Origin of the sequence: Nocardia sp. CA-128927 (assembly GCF_050955855.1) — a bacterium.
In the GTDB taxonomy this organism is placed as follows: Bacteria; Actinomycetota; Actinomycetes; order Mycobacteriales; family Mycobacteriaceae; genus Nocardia.
On the sequence record NZ_CP192087.1, the window covers coordinates 10,165,033 to 10,182,779 of the forward strand.

Genomic DNA, 17,747 nt, shown 5'->3' on the forward strand with positions numbered 1-17,747 from the left:
GCAGCGGCGTGTCAACTCGTCAGCGCGCGCGTGGCGCTGTTTTTCGCGTCACATTCCCGCTCGAGCCTTTGCCAGTCCATTACCGACCGGTAATATAGATACTAAGTTACCCGCGAGTAGCATGCGGAAAACGGCTACCGGTAAAGCGAGAAACGGGCGGGAACGGTCAACCAACCGACCGCACCAACTCAACGGAGAGTGAGTACTGACATGGGTCACTACAAGAGCAACGTCCGCGACCTGGAGTTCAACCTCTTCGAGGTCCTGGGCCTCGGGTCCATCATCGACAGCGGCGCCTACGGCGACCTCGACACGGACACCGTCAAGGAGATGCTCAACGAGGTACGTCGCCTCGCCGAGGGTCCCCTCGCCGAGTCGTTCGCCGACGCCGACCGCAACCCGCCGGTCTTCGATCCGCAGACGCACACCGTCGCGATCCCCGACTCGTTCAAGAAGTCCTTCCGCGCACTGCAGGAAGGCGGCTGGGAGAAGCTCGGCATCCCCGAGGAGCTCGGCGGACTCGCCGTCCCGCGCACCGTGCACTGGGCGATCAGCGAGCTGATCCTCGGCGCCCAGCCCGCCGCGTACATGTACGCCGCAGGCCCCGGCTTCAACACCATCTTCCACAACAACGGCACCGACGAGCAGAAGAAGTGGGCCAAGATCGCGATCGATCGCGACTGGGGCGCCACCATGGTGCTCACCGAGCCCGACGCCGGTTCCGACGTCGGCGCGGGCCGCACCAAGGCGATCAAGCAGGAAGACGGCACCTGGCACATCGAGGGTGTGAAGCGATTCATCACCTCCGCCGACGCCGACGACCTGTTCGAGAACACCGTCCACCTGGTGCTCGCCCGCCCCGAGGGCGCGGGCCCCGGCACCAAGGGTCTTTCGCTGTTCTTCGTGCCGAAGTTCCATTTCGACCACGAGACCGGTGAACTCGGCGACCGCAACGGCGTCTTCGTCACCGGCGTCGAGCACAAGATGGGCCTGAAGGTCTCGGCCACCTGTGAGGTCACCTTCGGCGGCAACGGCATTCCGGCCAAGGGCTGGCTCGTCGGCGAGGTGCACAACGGCATCGCGCAGATGTTCGACGTCATCGAGAACGCCCGGATGATGGTCGGCACCAAGGCCATCGCCACCCTGTCGACCGGTTACCTGAACGCCCTCGACTACGCCAAGGAGCGCGTCCAGGGTGCCGACCTGACCAAGATGACCGACAAGGCCGCGCCCCGCGTGACCATCACCCATCACCCCGATGTGCGGCGCTCGCTGGCCACCCAGAAGGCGTACGCCGAGGGCCTGCGCGCGATCTACCTGTACACCGCCGCGCACCAGGATCCCGATATCGCGCAGCTGGTTTCGGGTGCCGACGCCGATCTCGCGGACCGGGTCAACGACCTGCTGCTGCCGATCGTCAAGGGCGTCGGTTCGGAGCGGGCCTACCAGTACCTGACCGAATCGCTGCAGACCCTGGGCGGCTCCGGCTTCCTGCAGGACTACCCGATCGAGCAGTACATCCGGGACGCGAAGATCGACTCGCTGTACGAGGGCACCACCGCCATCCAGGCGCAGGACTTCTTCTTCCGCAAGATCGCCCGGGACCGCGGCGTCGCGCTGGCGCACGTGGCCGGTCAGATCCAGAAGTTCATCGAGACGGAGGCGGGCAACGGCCGCCTGAAGGGTGAGCGCAAGCTGCTCGCCACCGCGCTCGAGGACGTGCAGGGCATGGCCGCCACGCTCACCGGGCACCTGATGGGCGCCCAGGAGAACCCGTCCGAGCTCTACAAGGTCGGCCTCGGTTCGGTGCGCTTCCTGCTCGCCGTCGGTGACCTGCTCATCGGCTGGCAGCTGCTGCGTCAGGCCGAGATCGCCATCAAGGCGCTCGACAACGGTGCCACCGGTGCGGACGAGTCCTTCTACCAGGGCAAAGTCGCGGTCGCGCAGTTCTTCGCGCGCAACATGCTGCCGGAGCTCACCGCGGTGCGCACCATCCTGTCGAACCTGGACAACGACATCATGGAGCTGGACGAAGCTGCGTTCTGATCCTGTCGCATAACCGAATACGACGAAAACGGCCCGGACCACTCCGGGCCGTTTTCGTGTTCAGGCGGCGCTCGATTCGATGAGTTCGTCGATGACGACCTGATTGCCGCCCAGTTGTTTGGCCTGGTACATAGCGGTGTCGGCACGCTGGATCAATACGGTGGAGGTCAGCGGGTCGCAGGTGTTGTCGAGCACCACGACGCCGATGCTCGCGGTCACCGCCACCGGCTCCACCGATTCGGCGGCGCGCCGCACCAACTCGGGCTCGGCGACGACGCGCCGCACCAACTCCGCCTGGGCCAGAGCCGATTCCGCACCCAGGTGCCCGAAGAGCACGAACTCCTCCCCACCCGTGCGCGCCACCACCATCCGCGACCCCACCGCGGCGCGCAGCCGTTTCGCGGTCCGCACCAGCACCTCGTCGCCCACCCCGTGGCCGAAGCGATCGTTGACGTCCTTGAACCGATCGAGATCGAGCGCGATCGCGCAGGTCGGCGTCCGACAACCCGGCGCGCCCAGCTTCGCCAGATGCAGCTCGAGGCCACGCCGATTCAACAGGGTGGTCAACGGATCGGTGATCGCGTCCTGGCGCAGTACCCAGTAGCAGAACTGCATCGAAGGCAGCAGCACCACACCCGCGGCCACCGAGATCAGCACGATCGCCATGCCCGCCAGCGGATCGCCGCCCACCGCGACCATGCGAGCGGTCAGTGCCACCACCGACAGCACTGTCCAAGCCGTGTGCACCGCCAGCACCTTGGCGCAGTGCATAACCGCCAGATAGCCGCCGGTCACGACCAGCAGGCTGACACCGAGCGCGCCGTACACCCGGTTGGATTCCTGCAGATTGGCCATCGTAATCGCGAGATCCGCGGCCGCGAAAAGCACCAGCGATTCGCCCCGGCTCGGCCACGGCAGAAACCACCAGCGCACGGCCCAGAACAGCGCGAACGCGGCGATGATCCAGTCGAGTCCGCGGCCGATCTCGCTGGGCGGACCCGTCTCGGACGACAACACCAAGATGGCGATGCCCGCCAGTACCAACCCGCCGGCGCCGACGATCACCTTCGTCCAGTGCACTGCCGCGTGCGAGTCCAGGGCGCGCGCCAGCCAGTTGTAATCGGCCGGATCGTGCCACCAGGCCTTGAGCATCACGCGACCATTGGCCACAGGCAACCACCAAGCGCAGAAGGATCAATCCATCGGAACGCCGAGCGCGAGATTTCATCGTCGGAATCCCACCAGCTACTTGGTCCAGTGTATGACTGCTATGGCCCTGATGCACCTATTCGGGCGCGGGCAAGATGTATGTCACGAAGCTGATTGGCAAAAGACATACCTGTTCAGAGGCCATCTTGTGCGTTCGACCAAAGCGTCCGTCGAAGCACGATGGCCGCACCCGCTCACCCGCCCACCACTCCGCACATTCCCCCCATAGCGGACATAGTGAAACTTCAGCAAACAGCGCGCGGCATCTGCGCGCGCCCCAGTAGGAAAGCCCGAGGCTCCCCCCTTCGGAGCCCCGGGCGCGACCGCACCGCGTGACGCGAGGTGCGCCACGCGCTGCGGTCGGCATATCCCCTCGTGCGGATCGCCGCGTCACCATTGATGAACGGCGATCGGTCCCCCGCCTTCTTCCGCTCGCGCCACCCGCTTCACTGAGTGGCACGCCGGATTCCTGCCAGCTGTAACTGCCAGGGAATAGTCGTACCATGTCGTCGGACGACGGAATGAAATCTGTTCCGAGACAATGCCGATCGAGATTTGCCATGGCGTAGCCGGATGTCGAGGGATGACTCTTGCGATCGAAGCCCAGGCCAGTGCACCCCGCCGTGCCGAACAACCGAACCCGATCGACACGACACGCCTGGACGGCATATAACGGGCCCATCTCGGGCGCACGGTTGAGATAACTCGACGAAGGCAGTGATGCCGGTTGACTAGTAGCTATTGACACCGGCTGGACTGCTTGGCAGCCCGAAAGAAGCGTGGCTAAAGTCCCACGGGCATTCAGCTATCGGGTAGTAAATACCGAGACAAGAGTCACAAAAATGTTTTGTAACGCGCACCGTTGAAGTGCGATGCGTGACGCGTTCAGCCAATTCTGTGTATTTGCCCAGTTACTGACGCATTGCGTTGTACTTTTTGCATGATGGCGCCCACTTATTGTGAATGACAATGGTTTTCGGCACGCGTGCCGACGGCTCGTCTGCACGCGCCGAGCGCACAACGCACTCAGTCGAATTTGATTGGTGACCACGAATTCCGGCATTGCCGACGGCGGCGTCGAATGACTCGTTCAGGTCCCGGAAACGACGATTGCCCCACCTCGAATGAGGTAGGGCAATCATGTCTGTCCGCCGAGCGGATATGTCAGCTGATGAGGGTCAGGACATATCGACGCTTTCGCTTGCTGACTACTCGGCCGAGCCGGAGGACAGCGCCTTGAGGAGGTCGGTGAGGATGGTGGCCGAGCCGCTCTCCGTCGCCGTGCTGGTCTTGGACGAGCCGGTGCCCGAGCCGTCACCGGCGCCGGTCGCGGTCTTCGACGAGCCGGTACCCGAGCCGTCACCCGCGCCGGTCGCGGTCTTCGACGAGCCGGTGCCCGAGCCATCGCCCGCTGCAGCCGAGGCCAGGCCCGAACCAGCCAGGATAATGCCGGCCGTAGCCGCGAACACAACGCCGAACACGCGAATCTTGCTCATTTAGGAATCTTCCCCTTGAAGAATTGGTCCCTCAATCGGCGACCTGCTGGTAGCCGAGCAAGATTTTTCTATCACAGGGATTCGTCGGCTAGCGACCCCCTAGATACATCGGGGACCCGGCCGTAATAGCTCAGTGATAACGGGTCATGCACCGCGAGGATGTCGGAACAATGCCTGCAGATCTGTTGTCGTACCGCGACTTCTACGGTTTTGCAGGTCTTGCGCGGTAGACATCGGCATACCAGCATGTCGACGCCCTGCCCGTAACACCCGGCAGCGGAGGCGATCCGAAGCTGCAGCCCTCGATACAGCAACTCAGGAGCATTGACCCGAGACCCGCTACGCACTCGTACTTACCCAGCAATTCAAGGGTTATGGTGTGATTCATTTCATATGAAATCTATGAAATCTATGTAACTTTCGGCCGCCGATACCGATAGCTCGCCGAATTCGGTTTCGCGACACGTCAATTCGAGTCCTGCATAGCGCAGTCGACGCCGCCGCACCTGCTCCACCATCCCATCGTTGCGCACAACCGGCGCGACGGGCGGGCGAACGATCCACAACGCGGCCACGGCATGTCGTTTGCCAGGCGGCCATTCGGACCTCAGCATGGTCCATATGGGTATGGAAAAGGTACCTTCGGACATCAATCGTGCGGTCGGCGCCGAGCTCAGGGCGGCCCGGGCGCGACGAGCGCTGACGCGTCCGCGCCTCGCCGCCCTGACCGGGCTCGGCGTGAGCACGATCCAGCGCTTCGAGAACGGCGATCGATCGCCGGACATGCAGCAGCTGTACGCGTTGTGCACCGCGCTCGACATCCCGATGCCGGAGTTCGTTGCCGCCGCACTGCGCGACCTCGAACGTCCAGCGGAGTAGCTACCCCGGAGTCGTTGCGCTCACTCGCATTTCACGACGGGGATGGGGTCGTATTTGACCGTGCGGGTGTGCCGGTAGACCTCGCGTCCGGTGCGCTTGTCGGTGATGATGCGGGTGTCGGAGGTGGTGAAGCCGGGGGCGCCCTCGGAGGCGATGCAGTCCTTGCCCTTGGGGAGTTTGACGGTGGTCGGCTCGGTTGTCTTGCTGCGGTCGCCGGTTACCGATTCGACGTCGACGGTCTTGGTGCCCCAGAGGCGAACGGTCACTTCGGAATCCGTGGTGACGGCCTCGATGAAGACACCGGTGGGGGTGTTGTTGCGGAAGCGCAGATCGATCGCGCCGTCGAAGACGGTCGCCTCGCGCGCGGCGGGGTAGCGGGAGATGTAGTAGCTGTGCTCGGTGTGGCCCGCGTCCTCCATGCCCGCGAAGTACGCGGCGTTGTAGAGGGTGGTGGCGAACTGGCTGATGCCGCCGCCGACGGCGGTGCCGGGCCTGCCATGGTCGATGATGCCGGACTCGACATAGCCTTCGGCGGTGCCGCGCGGACCGGTGAAGTCGTTGAGCGAGAAGGTATCTCCCGGCTTGACGACGGCGCCGTTCACCTTCCGGGCGACCACCTTGATGTTCACCCCGGACGGACCGCTGAATCCGTTGGTGGTGAAGGTGCCCATGGTCTCGACGACGCCGAGCCCGTTCGCCGCCTCGGTGGTGAGCTTGGGCTCCACCTTTTCGTAGATCGCCTGACCGTTGCGCTCCTGCGGCGCGGCGAGCAGCGCCGTGAACTGCTCGAACGTCTTCGGCCAGTTGATCTTGTCGCCGACGACCGCGGGCACCACCGTCGGTTGGCCACCGTTCAACGCGAACGTCGCGTCCTTCGCCTCGATCTCGGTGGCCGCCAGCTGAGGCGCCAGCAAACCGACCGCGATGTTCTGATCGACGGCGAGGGCGAGACCGCCCTGACCATCGGGTGCGAAGGAAAGCACGGTCGCGATCTGCTCGGGGTCGAGCTTGGCCGCCGCGCCCTTGCCCGCGAACGTGATCGGCGCGCGCACCGCGGGCTCGGCCACCCCGCGCAAGGCCTGCTCGACCGCCTCCGGCCGCACGGTGAGCGGCGCGGGGTGCACCGGAAGATCGAGTGCGACACCGGCGATCCAGTTGTCGATCAGTTCGTCGCGCGCGGCGGCGGGGTCGAGCACGCGGCCGGGCACCGGGGCGACGGCCACCGGTCTCGCCTTGTCGAAGGCGATGGTGCCCTCGACCGACGGCCGATCGTGCACGCGCAACGCAGTCAGCTGACGCTCCAGCGCGGCCTCGTCGACGGCGCTGGCCACCGCGACATCACGGGTGGTGAAGAACGAGGTGAGCCGGGTGATCGGATTGAGCGGCTGCGCGCCGATGCGGGCCCAGGTGCCGTCCCAGTCCACGCCCAACCCGGCGGTGGCCGGGACGAGCCTGGTCTGCACGTCACCGATGCGCAGCGGCAGCTCCCGGTCGGCCCGCGGCGTGAGCTCCGCGCGCAATCGCGCGTCCGCCGCCGCCGTATCCAGGCCACCGACCTCGACGCCCGCGACAACGGTCCCGCGCGGCACCTGTCCCGAGGACAGCACCCAGTCGACCGCGTAACCGATGCCGGCCACCGCGAGCACCGCACCGACCGCGATGCCCGCGCGCTTCACGACAGTGCGATTCAGCCGCTTGGGCGGGGGTCCGGAGATCGGCCGCCGGGACGGCGCGGGCGGGCGCGCACCGGGCTCGGCCCGATGGGTGGCCCGCCGGGTCGGGGCGACCTGGATCGGTTCGGTGGGTGCCGAGTCGCCGCCCCACTCCTGGGGCGGGTTCGCCTCGTGTGCCTGGGCCGATTCGAGCAGCTGGCGTAAACCGACCTCGCCCGCCGGTTGTTGGCCACGGCGTCCGGTGCTCGACTGGCTCGTCACGAACCGTCCTCCCCGTTCGGTTGAGTTGGGACTCACCCGACGCGAGTCTCCGCCAACGATAGTGCGCGACGCCGACAACGGCAGGTGAGCACCGTTGAACAGCAAACTCCGTGCAATGGAGCCGATCCATCACGCAAAGGGCCCCGCGCAGTTGCCGGGTCGGGGGTCTGGCAACTACGCGGAGCCGATCTGATTATCGGTGCGGCGCACCGTGCGTTACACAGCCGAACAGACCAGGATCGGACCGAAGCGGGACAATCCAGTGGACGAGTGACCGGCCACCGCACACACGAGGAGATGGATGGCATGCAGCTGGGAATGATCGGCCTCGGGCGAATGGGCGCCAACATCGTGCGTCGCATCGTCAAGGACGGGCACACCGCCGTCGGCTATGAACGTCGTCCGCACCAGATCGATGTGCTGCGCCAGGAGCTGGGCGACGACTTCCAGGGCAGCACGGACCTCGCGGATTTCGTGCGCACCCTGGAAACGCCGCGGGTGGTGTGGGTGATGATCCCGGCGGGCGCCACCGGCGCCGTCATCGACCAGGTCGCCGCGCTGCTCGAGCCGGGCGACATCATCATCGACGGCGGTAACAGTCGCTACCACGAGGACATCAAGCGGGCCGAGCAGTTGCGCCCCAAGGGAATCCACTACGTGGACATCGGCACCTCCGGTGGCGTCTTCGGCCTGGACCGCGGCTTCTGCCTGATGATCGGTGGCGAGGCAGAACCGGTGAAGTACTTGGATCCGCTGTTGAAGTCGATCGCGCCCGGCGTCGAGGCGGCCGAGCGGACGCCGGGACGCACCGGTGAGCCGTCGATGGCCGAGCAGGGCTATCTGCACTGCGGGCCCGCGGGCGCGGGGCACTTCGTGAAGATGGTGCACAACGGCATCGAGTACGGCGCGATGGCCGCCTACGCCGAGGGACTGAACATCCTGCACAAGGCGAATTACGGCGCCGAGCACGACGGCGAGTTCTCCGCCGAGGAGACGCCGCTCGAGCATCCGGAGTACTACCAGTACGACCTGGACGTGCCCGAGGTGACCGAGGTGTGGCGGCGTGGCTCGGTGGTCGCCTCCTGGTTGCTGGACCTCACCGCGAGCGCGCTGTACGCCGATCCGAACCTCGATTCGTACAGCGGCCGGGTCTCGGATTCCGGCGAAGGCCGGTGGACGATCGATGCCGCGATCGACACCGGCGTTCCGGTGCCGGTGCTGGCTTCCGCGCTGTTCCAACGGTTCTCGTCGCGCGGTGAATCGCTCTACGCGGACAAGATGCTGTCGGCGATGCGCAAGGCGTTCGGCGGACACAACGAGCTGCCGGGGGCGTAGCTGAACTGCGGCTCCCGCGTTGCGCGGGAGCCGCGGTGGTCAGCGACCGGTCAGAAGCCGGCGGCCTGCGCCAACAGCTTGGCGACCGCGAGCGGTCCGAACCAGAACAGATAGTTGATGCCGTAGAGAAATGCCATGGCGGGTAGTCCTTTTCACTCGAAGTTGCGGTCGATCCAGTCGATCGTCTGCATGCCGAACAGATCCGTACCCCAGCCGTAGATGTCGGTGAGCATGCGGACCATGCTGCAATCGCTGGGCTGGTAGGTGACGTCGGTGCCACCGGCTCGATAGGTCTCGGCCAAGTCCCGGGAGTCCTTGGCGGGCACCAGCGACATGAGCGAGTCGTCGGCGGCGCAGGAGGTGATGGCCACCTTGGCCTTCGGCGTACCGGACCGCCCGAGGATGTTCTCCTCGAACGCGCGCTGGAACGCGGGCTCGTCGGCCGGACCGAGCCCCGAGTTGAACAGGGTGTTCAGCGGCAGGAACGGCAACCCGAAGTAGGCGGGCGTCTGACACTGGGTGCGGAACGCGTTCGCCAACCCGACGCCTGCCGGGTTCAGCTTCGCGTTCACCTCCATCTCCGGGTACGCGGGCTCCAGGCCGAGCAGCGTGGCCAGTGCGAAACCGGAGCCCACCGAGCCGTCGGCCACCCGCATGAAGTTGCGCGGGTTGACCACCATCCCTTCCAGCACAGCGGATTTCACGTCGAGCTCCGGCGCGTAGGTGGGCTGCAGCTCGGCGGAGAAGGCGGCGCCGACGCCACCGCCCGCAATACCGAACAACGCCGTCGGCGCCTTCGGATCGAGTCCGGCCTCGCGATGCGCCAAAGCCGCACGGACACCGTCGAGTTGGGCGTGCGCGGCGAACTTGCCCGCGAAGACACCGTGCGGCTTGCGATCCCCGTCGTTGCCGACGTCGGAGATCATCACCGCGTAGCCCTTGTCGAACATCAGCGCCAGCGGGCCGAGCGCCGACCACGACGAACCGTCCAGCGGGTCGCCGCCGGTCCACTGCGTGCTCGGGTGGCAGGACCAGCCGACGCTGTCGTTGGCCTCCTGATAGGAGATCAGCTTCTTCTCACCTACCGGCGGGCCCTGGTTGGGGATCATCAGGATGCCGGTGCTGATCGTCGGCGTGACACCGTCATTGGCGGTGGTCACGTACATCAGCTTGTAGGCCTCGATGTCGGGCGGCGTGATGCCCAGGAACATCACGTCGACCTTGTTGGCCTTCAGCAGCGTCCCCGGCTGCTCGGCGCCGGTCAGCGGCGGCTCCTGATAGAACGGGTCGTTGGCGAGCAGCGCCTGGAACGCCTGATCCGGCGGAACCGGTTGCGCGCCTTGGATCTGGCCGACGACGAAGCCGTTGAAGACTCGGTCGAGTCCGGGCGTCGGCATTTCCTGTTCCGCCGCAGCGGTTCCCGCACACAACACCAACGAAGCGGCCGTCGCGACGGCCACGGTGAAGCGTTTCATCTAGCGCACCGCCATCGTGTCGATCGGGGTCACCTGGATCTGCCTGGCGGCAGAATCCAGCAGCTGGGGGATGTTGAACAGCGGTCGATGCGATTCCATCTGAATCTCGTAGGGCGTGCGCATCACGGCTTCCAGTGCGGGCCAGTTGTTTTCGACCTGGAACTTGTACTTCGGCAGCAGCTCCGTGGTGATGTAATCCCAGCGGGAGTCGAACTCCGACCAATTCCATTCCGGCAGTGGCAGTGTCACCAGCGCGGGCTGTCCGTTGGCCATGGTGACCTGCATGCGCACCGGATTGAACTGCCGCGGCGGTGCGACGCCGGCGACCGACGGTGATCCCGCGGCGCCGCTGACGTAGGTGATCGCCTCACCGATGCTGCCCTTGTAGCTACGCACCGAGTCCCACTGGTCGCGAATCACCCATTCCTGTTCGCGGCGCAGCAAAGCCCCGTTGCCCGAGGCGATCCGGCCGTAGTCGCCGGAGGCGACCCCGCGCCAGGCCTCCATGATGTCGTCGCCGAACAACCCGGCCGCCTGGAACTCCTGCACCGCGGGCAGCCCCTCGGTGACGTAGGCGTCGTGCATGGGCATCAGATCCGAGAAGATGTTCTTCTGCATCACCAGGATCATCCCGATGATGTAGCGCAGGTCCTCCGGCGAGATCTGCGAACCCGCCTCGGCCAGCGCCATCAGCCCGCTCGGAAGTTGCGCCACCGCTTGCGGTCCGGCGGCCTGCTCGACCGCCGCGATGACGCCGCGCGCGGACTCGGAAAGGCCGGGCAGGCCGTAGATGTTGCCCATCAGCTCGAAATCGACCAGCCCGCCGCCGAAGTCGGCGCCGACCTGACCGCCCATGCCCGCCCACTGCAGTTCGCGATGGTTCAGTTGCAGGTCTTCGTAGTAACGGTAGGACCTGATCAGGTTGGTGCGGTTGGCCTCGACGCCCGCGCGCGGATCCCAGGCCCGCAGGTCGATGGCCGCCTTGTTGGTCGCGTCGACCAGCCAGTACTGGTAGAGCAGGGCGGCGTATCGAGTGGGCGCGATCCCCTGGGCGCGCGCCTCGTCCAACAGCCCGCGCAGCTCGTTCACGTCGTAGGGCAGCTCCGGGTTGACGCCGCCGGGGCTGGCCGCGGCGTCCCGGTTCACCAGCGGCAGATCCAGGTAGCGGTCCACGTCGCCCGCCGCTCCCGCCGGGGCCGCGACTGCCAGTCCGAGACCGACCGCGGCCGTCAGGGTCAGTGCGGTGGCACGCAGCGCTATTCCGATTCGCATCAGCTGTTCAGCCTTCCCCTCTGTTAGCTCGAGTCGAGTAATTCGTTAAGCCGAAGAGATGTCCTGCCGGTAGCTGCGTGTCGATTTGGCAGCGATGAATCGCTTCGCCGATCGTGGAGCTCCGGTAGCACAGTAGGTGACGTGCAGGTAAACACAGAGATCAACCCTGCCGCAAGAATCGATGTGACGGGCTCGCGGCAACCGAAGAAAACGTGTAACACGCAAGTTGCCTGCTAGTTGCTGGTAAATCGGCCGACGGACGTGGCGAAATGAGGCCGGGATGTGAATCGGTATTCATGAGATAGCTCACAAGCGGCGCGAACGGCGCATCGAGATGACGGGGGCTACCCGAATCTCACCGTCTCAGACAGAATGGGTCGGAAGCTACGTCCACGGACCGCGACCGCCGCGGCCCGGATAGTGGGGTGAATCCATGGCCGACAAGCATGTGGTCCGCAATGGCGAGGTCGACATCGCCGTCTACGAGCAAGGCAATCCGGACGGACCGACGGTCCTGCTGCTGCACGGCTGGCCGGACTCGCATCACCTGTGGGACAACGTCGTTCCGGAGCTGACCGAACGGTTCCGGGTACTGAGCGTGGACAACCGTGGGCACGGCGCCTCGACCAATCCACCTGGCAACTCGGCCATTTCGACCACGACACTGGCCGCCGACTATGTCGCGGTGATCGAGGCGCTCGGCAACGGCGAACCCGCACACGTGCTCGCACACGACTGGGGCAGCATCGCCACCTGGGAAATCGTCTGCAGCCCTGAGGCCGAGCGCCTGATCGCGTCGTTCACCTCGGTCTCCGGGCCGAGCATCGCGCACGTGAGCAAGTGGGCACGCGCCCGGCTGGCCCGGCCGACGCCGCGCAATATCGCGTTGCCGCTGGCCCAGCTCGGTTCGTTCGCCTACTCGACGTTCCTCGCGCTGCCCGGCCTGCCGAAGGCCGCGATCAAAGTCGGGATGAGCGAACAACTCTGGCGCTCCGGGCTTTCCGCTGCCGAGGGCGCGCCGCCGGAGCAGATCCACCTCGCGCCGACGTTCAAGCAGGACATGGCGAACGGGCTGCGCATCTACCGGTCGACCTGGGCCGCAAATCCGCTGCGGGCGCGCGACCAATTCACCACGGTGCCAACCCAGATCATCATCGGCACCCGCGATCCCGCAGTGCGGCAATCGAGTTACGCCGACGAGGATAAGTGGGCCGACCAGGTCTGGCTGCGCGTGGTGAAAGGCGGGCACTGGCTGCCGTTCTCGCATCCACAGCTGCTCGCCTCGGCCACCGTCGAACTGATCGACGCCGTGACGGGTACGCCACCGGCCCGGGCCTTGCGCCGGTCGCGAATGGGTGTGTCGCGCAAGCCGTTCGAGGATCAGCTCGTCGTGATCACCGGCGGCGGCAGCGGCATCGGGCGGGCGACCGCGCTGGCGTTCGCGCGCGCGGGTTCGGAGATCGTGGTGTCCGACGTCAACGGCGTCGCGGCCGAGGCGACCGTGGCATCGATCGCCCAGGCGGGCGGCAAGGGCCACGCCTACGAGTTGGATGTGTCCGACGAATCGGCGATGCGCAAACATGCCGACGGCGTGATCCGCGAACACGGCGTGCCCGACGTGCTGATCAACAACGCGGGCATCGGCCAGGCCGGACGGTTCCTGGACACCCCGGCTGAGGACTTCGACCGGGTGCTCGCGGTCAACCTGAACGGAGTCGTCAACGGCTGCCGGGCTTTCGCCGGTGCGATGGCCGAGCGCGGGCTGGGCGGACACATCGTCAACCTGTCCAGCATGGCGGCCTACACCCCGCAGCAGGCGTTCACCGCGTACTCCACCAGCAAGGCCGCCGTGTTCATGTTCTCCGACTGCCTGCGTGCCGAATTGGCAAGCAGCGGAATCGGTGTCAGCACCATCTGCCCCGGCATCGTGCACACCAACATCGTGGCGACCACGCGCATGTCCGGCGTCTCGGCCGAGGAGGAGCAGCGCAGGCAGCAGCTCTACGACCGGCTCTACCGCCTGCGCGGATACGGCCCGGAGAAGGTTGCCGAGCAGATCGTGCGGGCCGTGCAGAAGAACAAGGACGTCGTCCCGGTGACGCCGGAAGCCAGGTTGCAATATGTCTTCGGCCGATTCGCACCGAGCGTCGTCCGATTCGCCGCTGCCCGAGGCAGTTTGGTGCGTTGACGAAAGAAGGTGGCATCCGGAACCGGATGCCGCCTTCTGTCAGCTGTTTCGAGCCTCTTAGCGCTCGATGATCGCGACGACGCCCTGTCCGCCCGCGGCACAGATGGAGATCAGCGCGCGGCCGGATCCCTTCTCCGCCAGCAGCTTCGCGGTCGAGGCGACGATGCGTCCGCCGGTCGCGGCGAAGGGGTGGCCCGCCGCCAGCGAGGAGCCGTTGACGTTGAGCTTGCTGCGGTCGATCGAGCCGAGCGCACCGTCGAGGCCCAGCCGCTCCTTGCAGTAGGCGTCGGACTCCCACGCGGACAGCGTGGCGAGCACCACGGAGGCGAACGCCTCGTGGATCTCGTAGTAGTCGAAGTCCTGCAGGGTCAGGCCGTTTCGGGCCAGCATCCGCGGCACCGCGTAGGTCGGCGCCATCAGCAGGCCGTCCGGGCCGTGGATGTAGTCGACCGACGCGACCTCGCTGTCGACCAGGTTGGCCAGCACCGGCAGGTTGCGCTCGGTGGCCCATTCCTCGCTGGACAGCAGCACCGCGGAGGCGCCGTCGGTCAGCGGGGTGGAGTTGCCGGCGGTCATGGTGGCGTCGCCCGCCTTGACGCCGAACACCGGCTTGAGGGTGGCCAGCTTCTCCACGGTGGAGCCGGGACGCAGGTTGTCGTCGCGGGTCAGCCCGAGGAACGGGGTGATCAGGTCGTCGAAGAAGCCGCGGTCGTAGGCGGCGGCCATGTTCTTGTGCGACAGGTAGGCCAGCTCGTCCTGCGCCTCGCGCGGCACGCCGAATTCCTTGGCGGTGATCGCGGCGTGCTCACCCATGGACAGCCCGGTGCGCGGCTCGGCGTTGCGCGGGATCTCGATGCCGAGCATGCTCGGGCGCAGCTGGCCGACCAGCTTGAGCCGGTCCTTGTTGGACTTGGCGCGGTTCGCAGCGAGCATCCACTCGCGCATGCCCTCGCTGACGCCGATCGGGGCGTCGGAGGTGGTGTCGGTGCCGCCGCCGATACCGGCGTCGAAGCGGCCCTGGGCAATTCCGTCGCCGACGGTGACGATGGCCTGGAGGCCGGTGCCGCAGGCCAGCTGCAGATCGTGGGCCGGGGTGTACGGGCTGAGCTTGCTGCCGAGCACGCTCTCCCGGATCATGCCGTGCTCGCCGACCCGCTTGAGCACGGCGCCGCCGACCACCATGCCGAGCCGCTCGCCCTGCAGACCGAAGCGGCTGACCAGGCCGTCCAGCGCGGCGGTGAACATGTCCTGGTTGGACGCGTGCGCGTACGCCTTGTCGGAGCGAGCGAACGGAATCCGGTTGCCGCCCACGATCGCGACCGGGCGGGTGGTCTTACCGGTCTTGGCGGTGCTCTTCGCCGAACGGGATTTGGTTGTCACTCGAGTCTCCAGGTCTCGTTGGGGATGTTCGGCGCTCCGGAGCCAGCGTGGAAGTCTCCACTGATCGGCGCCCCGTCGCGGTTGGTTTACATTAAACTTACTCTGGAGTAAGTTTGTTGTCGACACCGTACCCCCGCAAATGTGCGTGAGCAGACCAAATGCCGGGGGAACCAGCAGACCCGAGAACAGCATCGCGGCGTGAGCGACAGTCCCGGAGGCGGTAGCTTGCGTAACCACACGGCAGGGACAGTGAGCGCCGCAAAATCCAACACAGAAAAGGTAGGAACAGTGGCAGCCAGCAAGAGCAAGGGTGCTCCCAACCTCTACGGATCGTTCGTACACTCCTCCCCGGGTCAGTTCCTGGCGAGCAAGCTCGGGCTGCCGCAGCCGGAGAACCTGCGCCGCTACAAGCAGGGCGAGCCGCCGCTGCCCGGGCCCGTGCTGCTCGGCGGCAAGGGCCGGGTCGCCGAGCCGCTGCGCACCCTGCTGCCGGACTACATCTTCGCCGATTCGGCAAGCGCGGGAACCAAGTTCGGCGCGCTGGTGTTCGACGCGACCGGCATCGGTTCGATCGAGGATCTGTCGCAGCTCTACGAGTTCTTCCAGCCCGCCATGCGCAGCATCGCCGCGTCCGGCCGCATCGTGGTGATCGGTACGACGCCCGAGCTGACCGCGTCGGTGGACGAGCAGATCGCACAGCGCGCGCTCGAGGGCTTCACCCGCTCGGTCGCCAAGGAGCTGCTGCGCGGCGCCACCGCACAGCTGATCTACCTGCACCCGGAGGCCTCGACCGGCGCGACCGGCCTGGAGTCGACGCTGCGCTTCCTGCTCTCGGCCAAGTCGGCGTTCGTCGACGGCCAGGTCATCCGGGTCGGCAAGGACGACGCCACCGCGCCGGCCAGCTGGGACCGCCCGCTCGAGGGCAAGGTCGCCGTGGTCACCGGTGCCGCGCGCGGCATCGGCGCGACCATCGCCGAGGTGTTCGCGCGGGACGGCGCCAAGGTGATCGTCGCCGATATCCCGGCCGCGGGCGAGGCGCTGTCGCAGACCGCGAACAAGGTCGGCGGCACCGCGCTCGCGCTGGACGTGACCGCGCCCGACGCCGCGGAGAAGCTGGCCGAGTTCGCCACCGAGCGCTTCGGCGGCATCGACATCGTCGTGCACAACGCCGGCATCACCCGGGACAAGCTGCTCGCCAACATGGACGACGGCCGCTGGAACTCGGTGCTGAACGTGAATCTCGCCGCGCCGCACCGGATCACCGAGGGCCTGGTGGCCCGTGGCGCGCTGAAGGAGGGCGGCCGGGTGATCGACGTGTCCTCCATCGCGGGCATCGCGGGCAACCGCGGCCAGACCAACTACGGCGCCTCCAAGGCTGGTGTCATCGGCATGGTCAACGCCGAGGCGCCGAAGCTGGCGGAGAAGGGCATCACCATCAACGCGGTGGCGCCCGGCTTCATCGAGACCGCGATGACCGCGGCCATCCCGCTGACCACCCGCGAGGCGGGCCGGCTGATGAGCTCGCTGCTGCAGGGCGGGCAGACCGTCGACGTCGCCGAGACCATCGCCTTCTTCGCCAGCCCGGCGTCGAACGCGGTGACCGGCAACATCGTTCGCGTCTGCGGGCAGAGCCTGATCGGAGCATGATGACGCAAGTGATCTCGCTGAAAGAGACACCGAAGAACGGCCCGCTGTACCTGAAGGCCGCGCTGGGCGCGGTTCCGCTGCCGCTGGTTTCGGCGCGTAAGTCGACGCTGCCGGATCGGGTGATCCAGCTGGACGGGCTGCAGGTGGATCCGGATCATCTGGCCGCCTACTGCCGGGCCACCGGGCTGCGATTCGGCGATTCGCTGCCGCTGACCTACCCGTTCATCCTCACCTTCCCGATCGTCATGCAACTCGTTGTGCAGCGTGACTTTCCGTTCGTCGCGGTCGGTGCGGTGCACGCGGAGAACGTGATCGAGCGGACCCGCGACATCTCGGTGAGCGAGCCGCTGGATATCAAGGCGCACATCGAGAATCTGCGCGAGCACCCGAAGGGGCTGCTGGTCGACGCGATCACCGAGATCAGCGTCGGCCGGGAGCTGGTCTGGCGACAGGTCACCACCTTCCTGCACCAGCAGCGCACCTCGCTGTCGGGCGGGCCGAAGCCGGAGCCCAAGCCGGAAGAGGCCGCGCCGCCGCCGCTGCGCACCTGGCGGATCGATCAGAAGACGATCAACCAGTACGCCGCCGCCTCGGGCGATCACAACCCGATCCACATCTCGACGTTGGGCGCCAAGGCTCTCGGATTTCCGAAGCCGATCGCGCACGGCATGTGGTCGGCCGCGCACATCCTCGGCACGATCGAGGGCCGGGTGCCGGGCAAGGCCACCTACTCGGTGAAGTTCGGCAAGCCGATCTTCCTGCCGTCGACAGTGAACGTGTACGCGGATCAGGTCGAGGGCGGCTGGGATCTGGCCGTGCTGAACCCGAAGAAGGGGTTCCCGCACCTCACCGCGACACTGCGCTGACGCACTGAACGAACAGGAGC

Annotated in this window: 12 protein-coding genes; 6 read left to right on the forward strand and 6 right to left on the reverse strand. The window is 66.5% G+C overall.

All coding sequences use genetic code 11. The annotated features are described in order from the left end of the window. Positions 1-210 precede the first annotated feature (210 nt). On the forward strand, positions 211-2,046 hold the full coding sequence (locus ACQPW1_RS47175; RefSeq protein WP_433665547.1) for an acyl-CoA dehydrogenase: 1,836 nt from the start codon (positions 211-213) through the stop codon (positions 2,044-2,046). A 60-nt stretch (positions 2,047-2,106) separates the two neighbouring features. Here ACQPW1_RS47175 and ACQPW1_RS47180 read toward each other — a convergent pair whose 3' ends face one another. Continuing rightward, on the reverse strand, positions 2,107-3,216 hold the full coding sequence (locus ACQPW1_RS47180; RefSeq protein WP_433660430.1) for a GGDEF domain-containing protein: 1,110 nt from the start codon (positions 3,214-3,216) through the stop codon (positions 2,107-2,109). A gap of 1,247 nt (positions 3,217-4,463) precedes the next feature. After that, positions 4,464-4,751, reverse strand: coding sequence for a hypothetical protein (locus tag ACQPW1_RS47185; RefSeq protein WP_433660431.1), 288 nt, complete (start codon positions 4,749-4,751; stop codon positions 4,464-4,466). Positions 4,752-5,372: 621 nt separating this feature from the next. On the opposite strand from ACQPW1_RS47185, the gene ACQPW1_RS47190 reads away from it, so the two are divergent. After that, positions 5,373-5,630 carry a helix-turn-helix domain-containing protein gene (locus ACQPW1_RS47190; RefSeq protein ID WP_433660433.1) on the forward strand — a complete coding sequence of 86 codons (258 nt, stop codon included), beginning with the start codon at positions 5,373-5,375 and terminating at the stop codon, positions 5,628-5,630. A 20-nt stretch (positions 5,631-5,650) separates the two neighbouring features. On the opposite strand, the gene ACQPW1_RS47195 is transcribed toward ACQPW1_RS47190, so the two are convergent. After that, the gene (locus ACQPW1_RS47195; RefSeq protein WP_433660435.1) at positions 5,651-7,564 is read right to left on the reverse strand and encodes a VanW family protein; all 1,914 of its coding nucleotides are present in this window, start codon (positions 7,562-7,564) and stop codon (positions 5,651-5,653) included. 306 nt (positions 7,565-7,870) lie between these two features. On the opposite strand from ACQPW1_RS47195, the gene gnd reads away from it, so the two are divergent. After that, positions 7,871-8,899 (forward strand): phosphogluconate dehydrogenase (NAD(+)-dependent, decarboxylating), encoded by a 1,029-nt coding sequence (gnd, locus tag ACQPW1_RS47200; protein WP_433660437.1) that lies wholly within the window; start codon positions 7,871-7,873, stop codon positions 8,897-8,899. A gap of 152 nt (positions 8,900-9,051) precedes the next feature. On the opposite strand, the gene ACQPW1_RS47205 is transcribed toward gnd, so the two are convergent. Together ACQPW1_RS47205 and ACQPW1_RS47210 are read right to left on the reverse strand one after the other, a co-directional pair. Further along, complete coding sequence (locus tag ACQPW1_RS47205) at positions 9,052-10,374, reverse strand: lipase family protein (protein WP_433660438.1); 1,323 nt, start codon at positions 10,372-10,374, stop codon at positions 9,052-9,054. Next, a complete protein-coding gene (locus tag ACQPW1_RS47210) occupies positions 10,375-11,646 on the reverse strand; it encodes a hypothetical protein (RefSeq protein WP_433660439.1) in 1,272 nt (423 codons plus the stop codon). It lies immediately after the preceding gene. 433 nt (positions 11,647-12,079) lie between these two features. Between ACQPW1_RS47210 and ACQPW1_RS47215 the strand changes: the two genes are divergently transcribed. Next, entirely contained in the window at positions 12,080-13,834 is a 1,755-nt protein-coding gene (locus ACQPW1_RS47215; protein WP_433660440.1) for an SDR family oxidoreductase, read from the forward strand. A gap of 57 nt (positions 13,835-13,891) precedes the next feature. Here ACQPW1_RS47215 and ACQPW1_RS47220 read toward each other — a convergent pair whose 3' ends face one another. Beyond that, positions 13,892-15,214 (reverse strand): acetyl-CoA C-acetyltransferase, encoded by a 1,323-nt coding sequence (locus tag ACQPW1_RS47220; RefSeq protein ID WP_433660441.1) that lies wholly within the window; start codon positions 15,212-15,214, stop codon positions 13,892-13,894. A gap of 288 nt (positions 15,215-15,502) precedes the next feature. Here ACQPW1_RS47220 and ACQPW1_RS47225 point away from each other — a divergent pair, with 288 nt between their 5' ends. Further along, positions 15,503-16,861, forward strand: a complete 1,359-nt coding sequence (locus tag ACQPW1_RS47225; RefSeq protein WP_433660442.1) for a 3-oxoacyl-ACP reductase — start codon at positions 15,503-15,505, stop codon at positions 16,859-16,861. After that, positions 16,858-17,727: a MaoC family dehydratase gene (locus tag ACQPW1_RS47230; protein WP_433660443.1), complete on the forward strand. Its 870-nt coding sequence runs from the start codon at positions 16,858-16,860 to the stop codon at positions 17,725-17,727. Before ACQPW1_RS47225 ends, ACQPW1_RS47230 begins: the two co-directional genes overlap by 4 nt. Positions 17,728-17,747 lie beyond the last annotated feature (20 nt).